Genomic DNA, 18,153 nt, shown 5'->3' with positions numbered 1-18,153 from the left:
ACGGCTACCGTGGACGGGTGCGCGACCCCAACGTGTCCCGATCCGCGGCCGGCCAGCTCTCCGCCGAGCGCCGCGCCGACGACCTGCGCCGGCTCCGTGCCGAGCGGTTCGACGTGCTGATCATCGGAGGCGGGGTGACCGGGGCGGGCGCCGCGCTCGACGCCGCGTCCCGAGGGCTGAAGGTCGCCCTGGTGGAGGCGCGCGACTATGCCGCCGGCACGTCCAGCCGGTCCAGCAAGCTGATCCACGGCGGCCTGCGCTACCTGGAGCAGTTGGAGTTCCACCTGGTCCACGAGGCGCTGACCGAGCGCGGGCTGCTCGCCACCCGGCTCGCCCCGCACCTGGTCCGCCCGGTGCCGATCCTGGTGCCGCTGCCGGCCGAGGGCGGCGTGCGGGACCTGCCCCGCCGGTTCCTCCGCCGCTCCTACTACGGCCTCGGCGTGGCCGCGTACGACGCGTTCGCCGGGGTGTTCGGCGGCGGGCGCGGCATGCCGCTGCACCGGCACCTGACCCGCGAGGGCGCCCGCCGGGTCTTCCCGAGCCTGCGGCCCGACACGCTGGCCGGCGCGATCCGCTACTACGACGGCCAGGTCGACGACGCCCGCCTGGTGGTGACGCTGGCCCGCACCGCGGCCAGCCTCGGCGCGACCGTGGTCAACAGCGCCCGGGCGGTCGGCCTGGTCCGGCAGGCCCGCGAGGTGACCGGCGTCCGGGTGCGCGACCTGGAGGCGCCGGCCGGCTCGCCGGACGCCGAGTTCGAGGTCCGCGCCCGCACGGTGATCGCCGCGACCGGCGTGTGGAGCGACGACATGTCGCGCATGCTCAACGACGTGGGGCTGCGCCCCGGCCTGCGGGTCCGGGCCTCGAAGGGCGTGCACCTCGTGGTGCCCCGGTCGGCGATCGTCGGCGAGACCGGCCTGATCCTGCGCACCGCGACAAGCGTCCTCTTCGTCATTCCGTGGGGCGGGCACTGGATCATCGGCACCACCGACACCGACTGGCAGCTCGACCGGTCGCACCCGGCCGCCACCGCGCGCGACATCGACTATCTGCTGGAGCAGGTCAACACCGTGCTGGCCCGGCCGCTGACCACCGCCGACATCGAGGGCGTCTACGCCGGGCTGCGCCCGCTGCTGTCCGGCGAGGCGGACTCCACCTCCAAGCTCTCCCGGGAGCACGCCGTGGTCGAGCCGATGCTCGGCCTGCTGCTGGTGGCCGGCGGGAAATACACGACCTACCGGGTGATGGCCGCCGACGTGGTCGACCACGCGGTGCGCCGGCTCGGCCGGACCCGCCCGTCGCGCACCGCCGACCTGCCGCTGCTCGGGGCCGACGGATACGCCGCGATGTGGCGGGACCGGGCCGACCTGGCCCGCCGGCACGGGATGCCGGTCGGGGTGGTCGAGCACCTGCTGGAGCGCTACGGCAACCTCACCCTGGACCTGCTCGCCCTGGTCGACGCCGACCCGCTGCTCGGCTCGCCGCTGGCCGGCGCGCCGGAATACCTCGCCGCCGAGGTGACGTACGCGGCCCGGGCCGAGGGCGCGTTGCACGTGGAGGACGTGCTCACCCGGCGTACCCGGATCTCCATCGAGACCGGCCACCGCGGCCTGGAATCGGCGGAGCACGCCGCGGAGCTGATGGGCGCGGTGCTCGGGTGGGACGCGGCGACCCGGGCCCGGGAGGTCGCCAACTACCGGGCGCGGGTGGAGGCCGAGCGGGAGTCGCAGCTCATGCCGGACGACATCGCGGCCGACGCGGCACGGCTCGGCGCGCCGGACGTGCGCGGCTTCGCCGCCGACCGGGGCACCGAGCTGCCGAGCTCGCCCCGCTGAGGACGCCGGAACCCTTACCGCCCGCTCGGCGGGTAGTGCCACAACCTACGGAAGTGTAGGTTTCCCGCGTGGTTCGTCCATCCTCGACGCGCGTCCGCGCCCTGTCCGCCGCCGTCCTGCTGGCGACCGCCCTGACCGGCTGCTCGCTCCTCGGCCGGGCCGAGAGTGCCACCACCCCTGGTGAGCAGGGCTCGGCCACTCCGACACCGGCCGGGAAGCGCGTCACCCTGCTGCAGCGACTCGGCTCGGACGGCAAGGTCCGCACGCTCGACGTCGACCCGGCCGGGCGGTGGCAGTGCCGCGACTGCGCCGGCGACGGCGTCGACGCGACCGGCGCGCTCAACCCCGAGCAGACCCAGCGGTTGCAGCGGATGCTCGCCGACCCGGCGCTGGCCGGGGAGACCGACGAGGCCCGGCGCTACCGGCAGCTCTGCATCGGCGTGCTGACCTCGACGCTGCTCATCCCGCCGGAGCTGACCGTCACCATCCAGGACTGCCCGGGCGAGCCGGAACCGCCGGTGGCGTACGACGTGCTGCTGCTGCTCACCCAGGCCACACCGGCCGAGGACAAGGGCTGAGTCAGATCACCTTGCCGGGGTTGAGCAGCCCCGCCGGGTCCAGCGCGGCCTTGATCGCCTGGTGCACCCGGACGCCCACCGGGCCGATCTCCCGCGCCAGCCAGTCCCGCTTGAGCAGCCCGACGCCGTGCTCCCCGGTGCAGGTGCCGCCCAGCTCCAGACCGAGCCGCATGATCTCGTCGAAGGCCCGCCGGCCCCGGTCCAGGCTCGCCGGGTCGGCCCGGTCGACCACGATGTTGGGGTGCATGTTTCCGTCACCGGCGTGCCCGACCACGCCGATCGGCACGTCGCACGACTCGGCGATCCGGGCCACCCCGTCCAGCAACTCCGCGAGCCGGCCGCGGGGCACCGCCACGTCGTCGATGACCAGGCCGCCGTTGCCGCCGGGGAACGTCCGGGCGGCGAATTGCTCCATCGCCGGGTGGGCCAGCCGCCGGGCCTGGAGCAGCGCGGCGGCCTCGGTCGCGTCGGTGGCGGTCCAGACCTCGTCCGCGCCGGCCGCGGTGCACACCTCGGCGAGCCGGGCCAGGTCGCCGGGTGCCCGGTCGCCGGTGTCCACCGCCGCCAGCAGCAGCGCCTCCGCGTCGGTCCGCAACCCCATCGGCCGGTACGCCTCGATCGCCCGCAGGTGCGTCCGGTCCAGCAGCTCCAGCAGGCTCGGGGTGAGCCCCCGCTCGGCGATCCCGGCCACCGCGCCGCCGGCCGCCGCCGTGGTGGGGAAGACCGCGACCAGCGTCAGCGACGCCTCGGGCGCCGGACGCAGCGCCACCGTCACCTCGGTGATCACCCCGAGCGTGCCCTCCGAGCCGACGAAGAGCCGGGTCAGGTCGTACCCGGCGACTCCCTTGGCGGTGCGCCGGCCGGTGCGCAGCACCTCGCCGGAGGCGAGCACCACCTCCAGGCCCAGCACGTACTCGGTGGTCACGCCGTACTTCACGCAGCACATGCCGCCCGCGTTGGTGGCCACGTTGCCGCCGATGGTGGACGACTCCCAGGAGCCGGGGTCCGGCGGGTACCAGAGCCCGCGCGCCCGCACCGCCCCGGCCAGCGCCGCGTTGACCACGCCGGGCTGCACCACGGCGATCCGGCCGACCGGGTCGACCTCCATGATCCGGTCCATCGCCACGGTGCTCAGCACCATGGCGCCGGCCACCGCGTTGGCCGCGCCGGCCAGCCCGGTCCGCGCCCCCTGCGGGACCACCGGTACGCCGTGCCGCCCGGCCGCGCGCACGGCCGCCACCACCTGAGCGGTGTCGCGAGGGCGGACCACCACCAGCGGGGTGCCCGACGCGCACAGGTCCGCCTCGTCCCGCTCGTGGCCGGCCAGCAGGTCCGGATCGGTCAGCACGGCGGTCTCGCCGAGCGCGGCCCGCAGTTCGTCGAGGAGGGGATGGGCGGCCATGCCGGGAAGGCTACGCGTACGGTTGGTCGCCATGCTCCTCCTGGACCCGCCCGCGGTGCCCTGGCGCGGCCGGCTCTGGTCGCACCTGATCAGCGACGTCTCGTACGCGGAGCTGCACGTCTTCGCCGAGCTGCTCGGCGTGCCCCGGCGCGGCTTCGACCGGGACCACTACGACCTGCCCGCCGAGCGGTTCCGGGCGGCGGTCTGGCTGGGCGCCACGGTGGTCCCGTCCCGGGAGATCGTCAGCCGGCTGCGGGACGCCGGCCTGCGCCGCCCGAAGCACCGCGTCTCAGCCGAGGCCGCCCAGCTCCCGGGCCAGGTTGGCGCGGGCGCGGTCCTCCCAGCGGGCGTGCGGCTCGGGTAGCCGGTAGAGCGCCGGCAGGTCGAGCAGTTGCCGCAGCACCGCGGCCCGGCCGGCGCGGAAGTCCGGCTCGGCGACGTGCGCGTACTCGCGGCGGATCGCCGTGGCGTACCGGTCGTAGTCGGCCGGCTCGGCCGCCAGCACGGCCAGGTCGGCGTCGCAGAGCAGCGCGCCGTCCGGGTCGTCCGGCCCGGTCTCGTGACCGGCGGTGAGCAGCACCAGGCGGCGTACCCCCCGCACCGCCGCGGCCGGCAGCCCGGCGGCGGTGAGCAGGCCCTCGCCCAGGTCGGCGCTGGCCCGCTCGTTGGCGTCGCCGCCCGCGCGCGGGTCGTAGACCGCGTCGTGGCACCACGCCGCGAGCCGGACCAGGTCGGGGTGGCGGGCCCGATCGGCGTACGCGTCGACGACGTCGAGCACCGTCCGCAGGTGGTCCACCGTGTGGTGGTGCCGGTGCGGCTCCCGCCAACCGGCCAGCAGCCGGTCCCCGGCCCGCCGCACGCCGCCCGGGTCGGTGGCCCCGGCGGCCCGCGCCGTCCGCCGCCACCGTGCCGTCAGCTCGTCCATCCGGTGCAGTCTGCCCGATCCGGGCCACGGGGCGAGGATTCACCCGGGACGGGACGGGTAGTACCCGCCATGGCCCGGGACCGACGACTGCCGTTCCTGCGCCGGGTCACGCCCCGCGAAGGGCTGGCCGACCCGGACGGGCAGCGGATCTCCGTCGCCATGGACGAGCTGCGGGACAGGGGCAGGGCCACCCTGCACGACCGGCTGCACCGGGTTCGCACCGCGTTCGGCCTGGCGTTGCAGGCCGGGCTCGCGGCCGGCCTGGCGTACCTGGTCTCGCACCGGCTGCTGCACAACCCGCAGCCGGTCTTCGCGCCGATCTCCGCGGTGGGCACGCTGGCCGCCTCGGTGGGGCAGCGGTTCCGGCGCACCGTCGAGCTGATCATCGGGGTGGCGGTCGGTGTCCTCGTCGGCGACACGTTGATCTACTTCCTCGGCACCGGCGCCTGGCAGCTCGCGCTTGTGGTGACCTCGGCGATCCTGCTGACCATCTTCGCTGGCGGGAGCGTGGCCATCGTGATCCAGGCGGCGGCGACCGCGGTGCTGATCGTGACGCTCAGCCCGTCCACCAAGAACCTGGAGCTCCCGCGCTTCGTCGACGCCCTCATCGGCGGCAGCATCGCGCTCGTGGTCACCGCCGTCCTGCTTCCGCTCAACCCGCTGCGGGTGATCAACCGGGCCGCCCGGCCGGCGCTGGACCTGCTCGCCGATCAGCTCGACCTGTGCGCCGAGGCGCTGCGCAACCGGGACCGGGGCGCGGCCCAGCGGGCGCTGTTCCGGCTCCGGGAGAACAAGGAGGAACTGGCCGCGCTCGGCGAGGCGATCGAGGGCGCCAAGGAGACCATCACCATTTCGCCGGCCCGCTGGCACCGGCGCAGCGAGCTGACCCACTACGCCGAGGCGGCCGAGCCGATCGACCGGGCGATGCGCAACAGCGGCACGCTGATCCGCCGTTCGGTCACCATGATCGAGGACGAGGAGGCGATCCCCGAGCCGATGCCGGACGCGGTCGCCCACCTCGCCGAGTCGGTACGCCTGCTGCGACACGAGTTCGCCGTCGGGGAGGAACCGGAGCAGGCCCGGGAGCGGGCGCTGCGCGCCGTCAGCGAGGCCGGCCGGGCGTACGCCGAGGGGGTGGGCTTCTCCGGCAGCGTGGTGATCGCGCAGGTGCGTACCGCCGCGAGCGACCTGATGGTGGCCTCCGGCGTCGAGCAGGAGGAGGCGAACCGCCTGGTCCGGGAGGCGTTCAACGGCACCGACCAGCGCACCGGCGAGGCCACCGACCCGAACCCCGCCCCCCAACCTCCCACCGCCCCACCGGTCGGCTGACCCGCCGGCCGTCAGCCGGGGAGGGCGGTCAGGGCGGTCAGGAGGGTGTCGATCTCGTGGGCGGTGGTGCCCAGGCCGATGCTGGCGCGCAGGGCGGTGGCGGGCGCCGAGCGGGTCCGGCCGGGCCGGCGCGGGCAGGGCGGGTACGAGGGTGACGGTCATGGCGGAGCCTCCCGGGCCACAGGGGACCCCGGGGTGTCGGGACGGGGTCCGCGCTTGCCCAGCACCCGATGCGGCGCTGGGCCCGGTCATCACCCGGGGCACCCCACCGCGAACTCGACGAGGGTTGCCGGCCAGCAAGCCGGGGCTTGACGCTGGCGCTCGTGACCTGTTCCGGAGCATAGCCGTCGTGATGCGGCCGGAACAGTGCGGCGCGGGTGACTACGCTGACCGCATGGCCGTCACCCCGCCCGGCGGAGCACTGCCGCCGCCGTCCGCGCCCGCCGTCCCGCCGCCCGGGGCGCCGACGCCGCGGATGCCGCTGCGCCGGCTCGGCTGGCGTCGCTTCGTGGCGCTGGCCGGGGTGGTGCTGCTGATCGCGGCCGGCGCGCTGTTCATGGTGTTCACGCTGGGCGAGAGCCTGGGCGCCGAGGCGCTGCTGGTCGGCGTGATCGCGGCGATCCTGCCGGTGCCGGTGCTGGTGTCCTGCTTCCTCTGGCTCGACCGCTACGAGCCCGAGCCGCTGAAATACCTGATCTTCTGCTTCGCCTGGGGCGCCTTCGTCTCCACCGCCATCTCGCTGCTGGTCAACGAGACGGGCGCGCGGCTGTTCAAGGACTGGGGGCTGCCCGCCGCGCTGACCGCGGTGCTGGTCGCGCCGTTCATCGAGGAGCTGACCAAGGCGGCCGGCCCGATCCTGCTGCTGATCTTCCGGCGGCGGGAGTTCTCCGGGGTCACCGACGGCCTGGTCTACTGCGGGCTCTCCGCGGTCGGTTTCGCCATGGTCGAGAACATCCTCTACCTGGGCGGGTACGGCTACCGCACCGGCGTGGAGGAATACGGCCCGGCCACCGGCGCGCAGCAGGTGATCGCGATCTTCATCGTGCGGATCCTGCTGTTCGGCTTCGCCCACCCGCTGTTCACCTCGATGACCGGCGTCGGGCTGGGCGTCGCCGCGCGTACCGCCGACCGGCGGGTGCGGATCCTCGCCCCGCTCGCCGGCCTGCTGCTGGCCATGATGCTGCACGGCACCTGGAACCTGATCCCGTCACTGGCGCAGGTCACCGGGCAGCCGGTGATCGTGCTCTACGGCTACATCGGCGTGATGGTGCCGATCTTCTTCGGGATGGTGGGGCTGGCCGTCGGCCTGCGCGCCTGGGAGGGGCGGCTCACCGAGCGCACCCTGCCCGACTACGTCCGGGCGGGTTGGCTCACCCCGCCCGAGGTGGCGGCGCTGGGCAGCCTGGGCCGGCGGCACGCCGCCCGCTCCTGGGCCCGCCGGGTGGCCGGCGACGGCGGGGTGAGGGCGATGCGCGGCTACCAGTTCGCCGCGACCCGGTTGGCGCTGCTGCGCGACGGCATGCGCCGAGGGCTGGACCGCAAGCCCGCCGAGCGGGACCGGACGGCGCGGGAGGAACGGGAGCTGCTGGACTCGATCGCCGCGTACCGGTCGTTCTTCGTCGGGCGCGACCCGCAGGCGCCGGTCGGGGTCTGGGACGGCCAGCGCTACCACCTGCGTTTCCCGGACGGCTCCCGGCGCGCGGTCGAGGCGCCGGACGAGCCGGTGGTGCCGATCCCGGTGGTGCTGGCCCCGCCGCCCCCGCCGGTCGGTCACGGTCCGCACCCGTGGCGTCCGCACGCCTGAGCGGTCAGGCCATCAGCCCGGTGAGGAAGTCGCCGAGCCCCTGGGCGATGGCCATCAGCGCGCCCCCGATGCCCCGGAACAGCTGCGCCGCGCCGTCCGGCCGGAACGCCATGAAGTAGATCAGGAACGCGAGGAGCCCCCAGGCGAGAATCTTCTTTACGACGACCATGGTCCCTCCCCAGGGCACGCTGAGGTGCCTGGGCTTCCCGCCGGGAAGCGCCGCAAACGGAGGGTTACAGGTAGAGCCCGGTGGAGCCGGTCGCGCCGCTGTCCACCCGCTCCGCCGCCACCGCGTGCACGTCGCGCTCGCGCAGCAGCACGTACGCCCGGCCGTGCAGCTCGACCTCGGAGCGGTCGTCCGGGTCGAAGAGCACCCGGTCCCCGGAGACGATCGACCGCACGTGCGGCCCCACGCCCACCGCGGTGGCCCAGGCCAGCCGCTTGCCGACCGCCGCGGTCGCCGGGATCACGATGCCGGCGGTGGAGCGGCGTTCCCCCTCACCGCCCTCGGTACGCACCAGCACGCGATCGTGCAGCAGGCGGATGGGCAGCCCGGCGTCGAGACTCTGGTCGGCGGTCACGCGAAGACGCTACCGCGTGCCCCGCGGCCGGTCCCGTCGTGGTTGCCGGGAGCGGTGACGGGGCAATGTGTGGCGGGACCGCCCTACGGTGGGGCGGTCCGACGTATCCTGTCCCACCTGTGACGTGGGTGGACCAACTTTGCGGGAGGTGCGCTTGAGCCGCTTCGAGCGGATGCGCGGACGGCTCCGCCGCGCGTACGAGTCGGGTCGTGAGGCGGCCGCGGCCGGCCGGTCCGACCGGGACCCGACTCCCGGCGAGGCGGACGGCGTGGCCTCTCCCAGCTCGCCCGGTCCGGCGGCGACGCCGGCGGCGACCGTGGTGGGCGCCGAGCCGCCCGCCGCGACGCACAACTCGACCGTGAGCCGCGACGACACCGAGGTGCCGCACGCGCTGCGTATCGCGGCCGCGTGGTGCTGGCGGCTGATCGTGATCGGGATCGTCACCTGGGCCCTACTCAAGATCGTCGGCACGATCAGCATCGTGATCATCCCGCTGACCGTCGCGCTGCTGCTCTCCGCGCTGCTCGCCCCGGCCGTCGGCTGGCTGCTCAAGGCCCGGTTCCCCCGCTCGCTGGCGACCGGCGTGGTGCTGGTCGGCGGTCTCGCCGCGGTGGTCGGCACGCTCACGCTTGTGGTCAACGAGTTCATCCAGGGCGTGCCGGAGCTGAGCGAGAAGTCCTCCCAGGGCGTCCGGCAGATCCAGAACTGGCTCAAGACCGGCCCGCTGCACCTGTCCGACAGCCAGCTCACCCGCTACATCGACGAGGCGCAGAACTGGATCAACGGCAACACCGAGCGGTTCACCAGCGGCGCGCTCAGCACCGCGGCCACGCTCGCCGAGGTGCTCACCGGCACCGTCCTGGTGCTCTTCGCGACGTTCTTCTTCCTCCGCGACGGCAACAACATCTGGCGGTTCCTGGTCCGGCTGCTGCCGGTCGCCGCGCGCTGGAAGGTCGACGACGCCGGCCGTGCGTCCTGGGCGACGCTCGGCGCGTACGTCCGCGCCACCGTGCTGGTCGCGTTCATCGACGCCGTGGGCATCGGCATCTTCCTGGTCGTCTTCGACATCCCGTTCGCGTTCCCGCTGGCCGCGCTGGTCTTCCTGGGCGCGTTCATCCCGATCGTCGGCGCGTTCCTTTCCGGCGTGGTGGCCGTGCTGGTGGCGCTTGTCGACAGCGGCCCGGTGACCGCGCTGGCGATCCTGGCCGTGGTGGTCGGCGTGCAGCAGGTCGAGGGGCACGTGCTCCAGCCGCTGATCATGGGCCGGGCGGTGGCCATCCACCCGCTCGCCGTGATCATCGGCATCGCCGCCGGCGTGGTGCTGGCCGGCATCGCCGGCGCGCTGGTCGCGGTGCCGCTGATCGCCGTGCTCAACACCGCCGTCCGGCGGCTCGCCGCGCGTACCGTGCCGGACACCCCGCCGGACGCGGTGGTGGTCGCCTCCCAGGCGCCCTGACCCGGCCCGACCCGCCGACGCCCGCGTCACCCCGCCCGGGGAGGCGCGGGCGTCAGCTCTTGGCCAGCCGTTCCAGTGCGCCCCGGGCCACCTCCGGCCGGGTGGTGTACCAGAACGGGGGCAGCGAGCGGCGCAGGAACGGGCCGTAACCACGCGCCGTCTCCAGTCGCGAGTCGAGCACCGCGACCACCCCCCGGTCGCCGGTGGCCCGGATCAGCCGGCCGACGCCCTGCGCCAGCCGGACCGCGGCGATCGGCACGCTCACCGCCGCGAAACCGGAGCCGCCGCCCGCGTCGACCGCCGCCGCCCGGGCCGCGGCGAGCGGCTCGTCGGGCCGGGGGAAGGGCAGCCGGTCGATCACCACTAGCTGGCAGGCGTCACCCGGCACGTCCACCCCCTGCCAGAGCGACATCACCCCGAACAGGCAGCTCTCCCGCTCGGCGCGGAACCGGCGCACCAGCAGCGGCAGCGCCTCCTCGCCCTGGAGCAGCACGGGCAGGTCGGTCCGCGCGCGCAGCAGCTCCGCCGCCTGCTGCGCGGCCCGCCGCGACGAGAAGAGCCCGAGGGTACGCCCACCGAGTGCGCCGACCAGCGCCAGCAGTTCCTCGCCGGCCGCCGTGGGCAGCCCGGAGACGCTGGGGCGGGGCAGGTGTGCGGCGACGTAGAGGATGCCCTGCCGGGCGTAGTCGAACGGTGAGCCGACGTCGAGCGACCGCCACCCCGGGCCTTCGGTGGCCGGGACCGTGCCGACCGCCGCCCGGCTGCCCTCGGTGCTCGCCACCGGGGCCGGACCGGCGCCCCGGCCGGCGGCGGCCGCGGTGGCGATCGCGGCGGCGGCCGGTGACGGCGGGGCGGGCGGCGGCGCCTCCAGCCCGAGCGCCCGGGCCACCGTGTCGAAGCGCCCGCCCAGCGCCAGCGTGGCCGAGGTGGCGACCACGGTGCGCTCGTCGTAGAGGTGGGTGGCGAGCGTGCCCGCCACCGACAGCGGCGCGACCACCAGCGCCCGGCGGCTGCCGTTCTCCGGCTTCTCCACCCAGGCCACGTCGTGGTCGCCCTCCTCCAGCAGGCGCTGGGCGGTGGTGGAGAGCTCGTCCAGCACGGCCTTCGCCTGCTGCTTGCGGACCGGGTCGGGGTCGTCGGCCTTCACGTCGCCGATCGTCTCCAGCGCGGCCCGGGTCGCCGAGTCGAGCAGCGTGCACGCCTCGCGCAGCGGGGGCGGTAGGCCGGCGGTGAGCCGGCCGGCCGGCGCCTCGGCCAACCCCACGGCCAGCGCGTCACCCGCCTCGGTGAGCCGGTCGGCGAGATCGGGGCGGAGCAGCGGCCGGGCCCGCCGGGTGGACCGGTCGATCAGCTCCGGCACCAGCTCGGCCTGAGCCGCCGAGGAGACCCGGTCGGCCAGCTCGTGCGCCTCGTCCACGACCAGCAGCCGGTGCGGCGGCACGATGTGCCGCCCGGCGAGCATGTCCACGGCGAGCAGGCTGTGGTTGGTCACCACCAGGTCGGCCTCCCGGGCCCGGGCCCGGGACGCCTCCGCGAAGCACTCCGGCCCGAACGGGCAGCGGGACGCGCCGACGCACTCCCGGGCCGGCATGGAGACGCTCCGCCAGACCTGGTCGTCGACGCCGGGATCCAGCTCGTCGCGGTCGCCGGTGGCGGTCTCCTCCGCCCAGTCGCGCAGTCGTTGCACCTGCTTGCCCAGCCGACCGGCCTCGCCGAGCCACTTCGTGCCCCCGCCGGACCCCCCGGGCGCGTCGAAGAGCGTGTCGTCCGGTTCGTCCTCGACGGAGCTGTCCAGCCGGGCCAGACACAGGTAGTGGTGGCGCCCCTTGAGCACGGCGAAGGTCGGGCGGCGGCCCAGCACCGGCTCGACCGCGTCGGCCAGCCGGGGCAGGTCGTGGTCGACGAGCTGGGACTGCAACGCCAGGGTGGCGGTGGAGACCACCACCGGGCCGTCCACGGTCAGCGCCGGGGCCAGGTAGGCCAGGGACTTGCCGGTGCCGGTGCCGGCCTGCACCAGCAGGTGCTCGCCGGAGGCGATGCTCCGCTCGATCGCCTCGGCCATCTGCTGCTGGCCGGGCCGGGTCGCGCCGCCGGGAACCGCGCCCACCGCGGCCGCCAACAGCTCCCCGCCGCTCGGGCGGCCGCTCCGACGCTTCTTCGGGACGGCGGTGCCGGTGGCGGTGCGGGACGGGCTCACCGTGCGACCGTACCCGCCGGCACCGACGCCGTCCCGGCCGCTCCGGCGGCGTGGCGGACGGCGGGTCGCGTCCGGTTACCTGCCGATCGCGTGGCGTGGCCGGAATCGGTTAGGGTGCCAGGCATGCCGAGCGACGTGGTCCGCGTGATCTACCGCAAGTACGACGGCAGCGCCCACCGCGACTACCCGGCCCGCCGGCTCGCCGAGGACGACCTCGGCGTCTGGCTCGGCGTGCCGGTCGGCACCGAGTCGGTCTACCACGGCCGGCCCTCGGTCGAGCAGATCCCGTTCGTCCTGCTGGTGCCCCGGCACGCCTGGTGGACCGGCATGTTCAACCCGCCGCCGCGCACCAGCGAGGTCTACTGCGACATCGCCACCCCGGCCCGCTGGGAGGGCGGGGAGACGGTCCACCTGGTCGACCTCGACCTGGACGTGGTGCGCCGCCGCGAGACCGGCCTCGTCGAACTGCGCGACGAGGACGAGTTCGCCGAGCACCGGGCCCGGTGGAACTACCCGGACGACCTGGTCGCCGAGGCCGAGGCCGCGGCCGGCTGGCTGCTCGGCGCGCTCGGCGACGGCAGCGAGCCGTTCGCCACCTCGTACCGGAAGTGGTTGGCCCTGGTGGTCTGAGCCGCGCTCACCAGCGCGGCGGCCAGGCGGCGTTCGGGCCCAGCGGCGGCAGCTCGCCCACCTTCTCCGGGTTGAGCTGGTTGAACACGCCGGTGACCCGGCCCTCGTGCACGGCGAACGAGGTGACCATGCGCATCGTCCGCCCCTCGTGCCAGGGCAGCTCCGCGTGCCAGCCCAGCGTCCCCTCCACCAGCACCGGCCGCACGCGCAGGCCGCCCCGCCGGCGGGCCTGGTCGAACAGGCCGAGGAGCAGGCGGGCGGCGGCCTCGGCGCCGACCACCGGCCGGCGGGCCGCCGGGAAGTGGCCGCCGGAGTCGCCGATCGACACCGCGTCCGGTGCGAGCACCTGGATCAACTGCTCCAACTCGCCGGACTCCACCGCGGCCACGAACGCGGTGAGCACCCGCCGCTGTTCGACGAGGTCGGCGCTGTGCCGGGGCGCGTCCGGCCCGTGCACCGCCCGGCGGGCCCGGGACGCGAGCTGCCGGGCCGCCTCCGGCGTCGCGCCGAGCACCTCGGCGACGTCGGCGAACGGCACCGCGAACACGTCGTGCAGCACGAACGCCACCCGCTGCTCCGGCGTCAACCGCTCCAGCACCACCAGCAGGGCGGTGCCGACCTGATCGGCGCGGACCGCCCGCTCGGCCGGGTCGGGGGCGAACCCGTCCGCCGCCGGCAGGCCGGTCACCACCGGCTCCGGCAGCCACTGACCGGGGTACGTCTCCCGACGCACCCGGGCCGAGCGGAGCACGTCCAGGCAGAGCCGCGAGCAGGTGGTGGTCAACCAGCCGCGCAGGTCCCGTACGCGGGCGCGGTCGGCCGGGTCGGCCAGCGCGCCGCAACATCGCAGCCAGGTCTCCTGCACGGCATCCTCGGCCTCGCTCCGGCTGCCCAGCATCCGCTGCGCCACCGCCAGGAGGTGCCCTCGCTCCGCCTCGAATTCCCCCGCCAGCTCGTCCACCCACCCATTCTCCCGTCCGCTCCCGCCGCTCGCCGTCCGCCCTCGGGCTTGATCAACTCCGCTTCGCCGAAGTGGCGGTGACGGAGGGCGTCGAATAGCGCCACCCCGGCGAAACGGTGTGGATCATGCGGCGATGGACAGCGCGGGTGAGGATCGGGGGATGAGTGGTGTGGTCGGGCCCGAGGACGGGTCGATGCGGGAGTTGTTGCGGGTGGGGCCGGGGCCGGTGGACCTCACGGCGGTGGACCCCCGCTCGATGCCGGGGCTGCCGAGGGCGGCCGGGCGTGGTTCGGCGCGCAAGGAGTGGGCCCGCGGGCAGGTCGAGCTGATCGGTGCGGAGCTGGGCCGGCAGCAGGAGATGCTGTACGCCGCCGCGCAGGTCGCCGCCGGCCCGGGCGGCGCCACCAGCGCGCCCACCCAGGCCGGCGCGAGCCTGGCGGCAGGCCGACCGCGCCGGGTGCTGCTGGTGCTCCAGGCCATGGACTGCGGCGGCAAGGACGGCACGGTCAAGCGGGTGGCCGGCGCGATGAACCCGCTCGGACTGCACATCCGCTCCTTCGGCCCGCCGACCAGGCAGGAGCTGCGGCACGACTTCCTGTGGCGGGTACGGCGGGCGCTGCCGCCCCCCGGCTACGTGGGCGTGTTCAACCGCTCGCACTACGAGGACGTGCTCATCGCCCGGGTGGAGGGGCTGGTCGACGAGGCCACCTGGCGGTCCCGCTACGAGATCATCAACGACTTCGAGCGGGAGCTGGCCGAGCAGGCGGTCACCGTGGTCAAGGTCATGCTGCACATCTCGTACGCCGAGCAGGGCGAGCGGCTGATGGAACGGCTCACCGACCCGACGAAGCACTGGAAGTACAACCCCAGCGATCTGGACACCCGGGCCCGGTGGGACGAATACCAGGCCGCGTACGCCGAGGCGCTGGAGCGTTGCGGCACGGACGCCGCACCCTGGTTCGTGGTGCCGGCGGACCGCAAGTGGTTCCGCGACTGGGCGGTCGCCCACCTGCTGCGGGAGACGTTCGGGGACTTGGATCTGGGGTATCCGGCTGCCGATTTCGACGTGGAACGGGAGCGTGACCGGTTACGCGGCCAGGGCGGCGAGCTCTCAGGTGAACGGCAGGTGAACGAGCGGTGAATCGGGCCTGACCAGGGGTGGGCCGGTCGATGCCCGATTCCACCGGGTCCCTAGCATGCCCAGAGCAGGCGCCTAACGGGGCGACGCCACCTTCCACCGACACGACGAGGTCCGTGCTGTGAAGTTTTCCTTCCGTCCCACCGAGGGCGCCTTCTACGAGCTCTTCACCAGGGCCGCGCAGAACCTGGTGAAGGGGACCGAGCTGCTCAACGAGTTGGGTCTGCCCAACTCCGACGTGCAGTCGATCAGCGAGCGGCTGACCGATATCGAGCACGACAGCGACCAGATCACCCACGAGCTCTACAAGAAGATCAACTCCACCTTCATCACCCCGTTCGACCGCGAGGACATCTACCGGCTGGGCTCGCTGCTCGACGACGTGATGGACCACCTGGAAGCGGTCGGCAACCTGCTCTACCTGTACGGCCTCACCAAGCTCCCGTCGCTGCCGCGCGAGCTGCACGAGCTGGTCAACGTGCTCGACCTGCAGGCCAAGCTCACTGCCGAGGCGATGCCCCGGCTGAAGTCGATGAAGGATCTCGAGGACTACTGGATCGAGTGCAACCGGCTGGAGAACGACGGCGACCAGGCCTACCGGATGCTGCTCGTCCGCCTCTTCTCCGGTGAGTACGACGCGCTGACCGTGCTGAAGATGAAGGAGGTGGCCGACGAGCTGGAGGCCGCCTGCGACGCCTTCGAGCACGTCGCCAACACCGTCGAGACCATCGCGGTCAAGGAGTCCTGATCCTGTGAGCCCCGAACTCATCGCCGTGCTGGCGGTGATCGCGGTCGCCATGGCGTTCGACTACACGAACGGCTTCCATGACGCGGCCAACGCGATCGCGACCAGCATCTCGACCCGGGCGCTGACCCCCCGGATCGCGCTCGGCCTGGCCGCCGTCGGCAACTTCGTCGGCGCGCACTTCGGCGCCGGGGTCGCCAAGACGGTCGGCGACGGACTGGTCTCGCTCCCGACCGGGGTGGAGAGCCTCGGCGTGGTCTTCGCCGGCGTGCTCGGCGCGATCGCCTGGAACCTGATCACCTGGTACTTCGGACTGCCGTCCTCCTCCTCGCACGCCCTCTTCGGCGGCCTGGTCGGCGCGACCCTGTTCGCCGCCGACGGCATCGTCCAGTGGGGCAACATCGTGGAGAAGATCCTGATCCCGATGGTGCTCTCGCCGGTGGTCGGCCTGATCCTCGGCTTCCTGGTGATGCTGGCGATCATGTGGCTGTTCCGGAAGGGGCAGCCGGGCAAGCTCAGCCGCGGCTTCCGCTTGGCGCAGACCGTGTCCGCCGCCGCCATGTCCGTCGGTCACGGCATGCAGGACGCCGCCAAGACCATGGGCATCGTCGTGCTGGCGCTCTACACCGGCGGTTTCCAGGAGAGCAAGACGCACATCCCGGGCTGGGTCTTCTGGACCTCCGCGACGATGCTGGCGCTCGGCACGTACGCGGGCGGCTGGCGGATCATCCGTACCCTGGGCCGGAAGATCATCGACCTGGGCCCGGCCGAGGGCTTCGCGGCCGAGACCGTGGCCAGCGCGGTGCTCTACTTCAACGCCCTGGTGCTCAAGGCGCCGATCTCCACCACCCACACGATCACCTCGGCGATCATGGGCGTGGGCTCGACCAAGCGGCTTTCCGCGGTCCGCTGGAACGTGGCCGGCAACATCGTGATCGCCTGGATCATCACGTTCCCGGCGGCGGCGGCCATCGCCTGCCTCGCGTACCTGCTGGTCCGGCCCTTGTTCTGAGCGCGGCCACGTCGAGGGGTTCCCGCCGTGGCGGGAACCCCTCACGCGTAGGAGACGCCGATCCGGGCCTTGATGTCGTCGACCAGGGTCATGATCTCCAGCGTGGCGGCGTGCGGCACCAACGGGCTCTCGGTCAGCCCGGCCGCGAGGCAGCGCCCCACCTCGATCGCCTCGTACTGGTAACCGCCGCCGGTCAGGTCCGCCGGGATCGTCTCCGGTTCGGCGCCGAGCCGGTGCAGCACCGCGGACCCGGGCCGGAAGAACGGCTCGGGCAGGTCGATCCGGCCGGTGGTGCCGGTGATCGACGCGGTGATCGCAGTGGCGCCGACCATGCCGCAGCTCAGCGTCGCCACCGCGCCGGAGTCCCAGCCGAGGACGATGCCGGTGTTCTCGTCCACCGCCTCCGGGCTCAACCGTGCCCACGCCTGCACGTGCTGCGGCGTGCCGAGCACCAGATGGGCCAGGCCCAGCGGGTAGACGCCGAGGTCGAGCAGCGCGCCGCCGCCCAGCTCCCGATTCCGCATCCGGTGCTCGGGCGGGAACGGCCCGGCCGCCCCGAAGTCGGCCCGGACGTGGGTGACCTCACCGATCGCGCCGTCGCGGATCAGCTCCAGCAGCCGCAGGACCAGCGGGTTCGTCCGCATCCACATGGCCTCCATGAAGAAGAGGCCGCGGGCGCGCGCCGTCTCCACCAGCTCGATCGTGGTGGGCAGGTCCAGCGTGCAGGGCTTCTCCACCAGCACGGCCTTGCCGCCGGCCAGGCAGGCCAGCGCCGCCTCGTGGTGCGCGGCGTGCGGCGTCGCCACGTAGATCGCGTCCAGGTCCGGGTCCGCGGCCAGTTCGGCCCAGGAGGCGTACGCCCGCGGCACGTCGTGCCGCCGCGCGAACGCCTCGGCGCTCTCCCGGGTACGCGACCCGACCGCCACCAGCTCGGCCCCCGGCGCAAGCCGCAGGTCCGTGGCGAAGCAGGTGGCGATGTGTCCGGTGGCCAGGATTCCCCAACGCGTCATGCCGGCACGCTATCCCGGCCGGTCACGCGGCCGAGCGGGTGATCCACCCGTCGGGATGTCAGGACCGGCCCGGGACCTCCGCGACGAACACGCGCCACGAGGCCCGGGCGATGGCGCTCAGGTTGCGGTGAGCCGGGGCGGCCGGTCGGTTGGCCTGCACACGTCGGTCGCGATCGGACGACCTTCGACCCTGCCTCGAACACGGAACGTGAGGGTTGCGGAGAGTCATGCCATCGGCGGGCTCATTGCCGAGATGGCGCCCATATAGCGCTCCTAACGGACATAGCTCCCGCTTTCGTCTCCTGCCCGTGGTCCCTGTGGCTGCCTTTGCTCTGCAGCCCTCACCGCAGCAGTCACTGCCGGTCGCTGATGCGCGATTGGCTGCAGAGCAAAGGCGGCACGAGGTGACACAGGCGAGGCGGCGGCTTATCACGCAGGGTTACGAGTTCGGCGCCGTCTCGGTCAACGCCGCTCGACCGCGCAGCGGCCGGCCCGCCGGCATCCGGAGTCGCCGGAGCATCGCGCCGACCCGGCCGGCCACGCGCACGGC

Annotated in this window: 16 protein-coding genes, 2 pseudogenes and 1 riboswitch; of the genes and pseudogenes, 10 read left to right on the top strand and 8 right to left on the bottom strand. The window is 74.1% G+C overall.

The annotated features are described in order from the left end of the window. Positions 1 to 32 precede the first annotated feature (32 nt). The gene (locus ACGFI2_RS15110; protein WP_393516928.1) at positions 33 to 1,835 is read left to right on the top strand and encodes a glycerol-3-phosphate dehydrogenase/oxidase; all 1,803 of its coding nucleotides are present in this window, start codon (positions 33 to 35) and stop codon (positions 1,833 to 1,835) included. 68 nt (positions 1,836 to 1,903) lie between these two features. Beyond that, on the top strand, positions 1,904 to 2,413 hold the full coding sequence (locus ACGFI2_RS15105) for a hypothetical protein (protein ID WP_393516409.1): 510 nt from the start codon (positions 1,904 to 1,906) through the stop codon (positions 2,411 to 2,413). 1 nt (position 2,414) lies between these two features. Here ACGFI2_RS15105 and ACGFI2_RS15100 read toward each other — a convergent pair whose 3' ends face one another. Next, positions 2,415 to 3,815, bottom strand: coding sequence for an FAD-binding oxidoreductase (locus tag ACGFI2_RS15100; RefSeq protein WP_393516406.1), 1,401 nt, complete (start codon positions 3,813 to 3,815; stop codon positions 2,415 to 2,417). A 31-nt stretch (positions 3,816 to 3,846) separates the two neighbouring features. Between ACGFI2_RS15100 and ACGFI2_RS15095 the strand changes: the two genes are divergently transcribed. Next, positions 3,847 to 4,179 carry a DUF4031 domain-containing protein gene (locus tag ACGFI2_RS15095; protein ID WP_393516403.1) on the top strand — a complete coding sequence of 111 codons (333 nt, stop codon included), beginning with the start codon at positions 3,847 to 3,849 and terminating at the stop codon, positions 4,177 to 4,179. Here the strand turns inward: ACGFI2_RS15095 and ACGFI2_RS15090 are convergent. Next, positions 4,105 to 4,740: a metal-dependent phosphohydrolase gene (locus ACGFI2_RS15090; RefSeq protein WP_393516400.1), complete on the bottom strand. Its 636-nt coding sequence runs from the start codon at positions 4,738 to 4,740 to the stop codon at positions 4,105 to 4,107. The genes ACGFI2_RS15095 and ACGFI2_RS15090 overlap by 75 nt on opposite strands. A 69-nt stretch (positions 4,741 to 4,809) precedes the next feature. Between ACGFI2_RS15090 and ACGFI2_RS15085 the strand changes: the two genes are divergently transcribed. Together ACGFI2_RS15085 and ACGFI2_RS15080 are read left to right on the top strand one after the other, a co-directional pair. Continuing rightward, positions 4,810 to 6,069, top strand: coding sequence for an aromatic acid exporter family protein (locus ACGFI2_RS15085; RefSeq protein WP_393516397.1), 1,260 nt, complete (start codon positions 4,810 to 4,812; stop codon positions 6,067 to 6,069). Between the two features lie 207 nt (positions 6,070 to 6,276). Next, positions 6,277 to 6,398: riboswitch (SAM riboswitch) on the bottom strand. A gap of 23 nt (positions 6,399 to 6,421) precedes the next feature. Continuing rightward, positions 6,422 to 7,873: a PrsW family intramembrane metalloprotease gene (locus tag ACGFI2_RS15080; protein ID WP_393516925.1), complete on the top strand. Its 1,452-nt coding sequence runs from the start codon at positions 6,422 to 6,424 to the stop codon at positions 7,871 to 7,873. 4 nt (positions 7,874 to 7,877) lie between these two features. On the opposite strand, the gene ACGFI2_RS15075 is transcribed toward ACGFI2_RS15080, so the two are convergent. Together ACGFI2_RS15075 and ACGFI2_RS15070 are read right to left on the bottom strand one after the other, a co-directional pair. Then, positions 7,878 to 8,042: a hypothetical protein gene (locus ACGFI2_RS15075; protein WP_393516394.1), complete on the bottom strand. Its 165-nt coding sequence runs from the start codon at positions 8,040 to 8,042 to the stop codon at positions 7,878 to 7,880. A gap of 64 nt (positions 8,043 to 8,106) precedes the next feature. Next, positions 8,107 to 8,454 (bottom strand): GroES family chaperonin, encoded by a 348-nt coding sequence (locus tag ACGFI2_RS15070; RefSeq protein ID WP_393516391.1) that lies wholly within the window; start codon positions 8,452 to 8,454, stop codon positions 8,107 to 8,109. 88 nt (positions 8,455 to 8,542) lie between these two features. On the opposite strand from ACGFI2_RS15070, the gene ACGFI2_RS15065 reads away from it, so the two are divergent. Continuing rightward, positions 8,543 to 9,910 carry an AI-2E family transporter gene (locus ACGFI2_RS15065; RefSeq protein ID WP_393516388.1) on the top strand — a complete coding sequence of 456 codons (1,368 nt, stop codon included), beginning with the start codon at positions 8,543 to 8,545 and terminating at the stop codon, positions 9,908 to 9,910. Between the two features lie 52 nt (positions 9,911 to 9,962). Here ACGFI2_RS15065 and ACGFI2_RS15060 read toward each other — a convergent pair. Both ACGFI2_RS15060 and ACGFI2_RS15055 read right to left on the bottom strand, forming a co-directional pair. Next, positions 9,963 to 10,649 (bottom strand): annotated as a pseudogene (locus ACGFI2_RS15060) (ATP-dependent DNA helicase); the annotation flags it as partial. Positions 10,650 to 10,760: 111 nt separating this feature from the next. Next, positions 10,761 to 12,107 (bottom strand): annotated as a pseudogene (locus ACGFI2_RS15055) (ATP-dependent DNA helicase); the annotation flags it as partial. A 123-nt stretch (positions 12,108 to 12,230) separates the two neighbouring features. Between ACGFI2_RS15055 and ACGFI2_RS15050 the strand changes: the two are divergent. After that, on the top strand, positions 12,231 to 12,737 hold the full coding sequence (locus ACGFI2_RS15050; protein ID WP_393516385.1) for a DUF402 domain-containing protein: 507 nt from the start codon (positions 12,231 to 12,233) through the stop codon (positions 12,735 to 12,737). A gap of 7 nt (positions 12,738 to 12,744) precedes the next feature. Here ACGFI2_RS15050 and sigJ read toward each other — a convergent pair whose 3' ends face one another. Beyond that, positions 12,745 to 13,698: an RNA polymerase sigma factor SigJ gene (gene sigJ / locus ACGFI2_RS15045; RefSeq protein ID WP_393516382.1), complete on the bottom strand. Its 954-nt coding sequence runs from the start codon at positions 13,696 to 13,698 to the stop codon at positions 12,745 to 12,747. Positions 13,699 to 13,858: 160 nt separating this feature from the next. Here sigJ and ACGFI2_RS15040 point away from each other — a divergent pair, with 160 nt between their 5' ends. The 3 genes from ACGFI2_RS15040 to ACGFI2_RS15030 all read left to right on the top strand — a co-directional run bounded on the left by ACGFI2_RS15040 (position 13,859) and on the right by ACGFI2_RS15030 (position 16,593). After that, entirely contained in the window at positions 13,859 to 14,839 is a 981-nt protein-coding gene (locus tag ACGFI2_RS15040) for a PPK2 family polyphosphate kinase (protein WP_393516379.1), read from the top strand. 118 nt (positions 14,840 to 14,957) lie between these two features. Beyond that, the gene (locus tag ACGFI2_RS15035; RefSeq protein ID WP_393516376.1) at positions 14,958 to 15,584 is read left to right on the top strand and encodes a DUF47 domain-containing protein; all 627 of its coding nucleotides are present in this window, start codon (positions 14,958 to 14,960) and stop codon (positions 15,582 to 15,584) included. 4 nt (positions 15,585 to 15,588) lie between these two features. Further along, positions 15,589 to 16,593 (top strand): anion permease, encoded by a 1,005-nt coding sequence (locus tag ACGFI2_RS15030; protein ID WP_393516373.1) that lies wholly within the window; start codon positions 15,589 to 15,591, stop codon positions 16,591 to 16,593. A 41-nt stretch (positions 16,594 to 16,634) separates the two neighbouring features. Here ACGFI2_RS15030 and ACGFI2_RS15025 read toward each other — a convergent pair whose 3' ends face one another. Then, positions 16,635 to 17,603, bottom strand: a complete 969-nt coding sequence (locus ACGFI2_RS15025) for a Gfo/Idh/MocA family protein (RefSeq protein ID WP_393516370.1) — start codon at positions 17,601 to 17,603, stop codon at positions 16,635 to 16,637. Positions 17,604 to 18,153: the final 550 nt, after the last annotated feature.

Origin of the sequence: Micromonospora sp. NPDC049282, assembly GCF_043197045.1 — a bacterium.
Lineage (GTDB): Bacteria > Actinomycetota > Actinomycetes > Mycobacteriales > Micromonosporaceae > Micromonospora.
The sequence above is the reverse complement of the archived record's forward strand: the minus strand, read 5'-3'. Positions and strand labels throughout refer to the sequence as shown.

Bases quoted from the DNA above. Each gene is read 5' to 3' on its own strand.
- ACGFI2_RS15090 (WP_393516400.1), bottom strand. From the start codon at position 4,740: ATGGACGAGCTGACGGCACGGTGGCGGCGGACGGCGCGGGCCGCCGGG.
- ACGFI2_RS15075 (WP_393516394.1), bottom strand. From the start codon at position 8,042: ATGGTCGTCGTAAAGAAGATTCTCGCCTGGGGGCTCCTCGCGTTCCTG.
- ACGFI2_RS15095 (WP_393516403.1), top strand. From the start codon at position 3,847: ATGCTCCTCCTGGACCCGCCCGCGGTGCCCTGGCGCGGCCGGCTCTGG.
- ACGFI2_RS15085 (WP_393516397.1), top strand. From the start codon at position 4,810: ATGGCCCGGGACCGACGACTGCCGTTCCTGCGCCGGGTCACGCCCCGC.
- ACGFI2_RS15100 (WP_393516406.1), bottom strand. From the start codon at position 3,815: ATGGCCGCCCATCCCCTCCTCGACGAACTGCGGGCCGCGCTCGGCGAG.
- ACGFI2_RS15050 (WP_393516385.1), top strand. From the start codon at position 12,231: ATGCCGAGCGACGTGGTCCGCGTGATCTACCGCAAGTACGACGGCAGC.
- ACGFI2_RS15040 (WP_393516379.1), top strand. From the start codon at position 13,859: ATGAGTGGTGTGGTCGGGCCCGAGGACGGGTCGATGCGGGAGTTGTTG.
- ACGFI2_RS15025 (WP_393516370.1), bottom strand. From the start codon at position 17,603: ATGACGCGTTGGGGAATCCTGGCCACCGGACACATCGCCACCTGCTTC.
- ACGFI2_RS15080 (WP_393516925.1), top strand. From the start codon at position 6,422: ATGCGGCCGGAACAGTGCGGCGCGGGTGACTACGCTGACCGCATGGCC.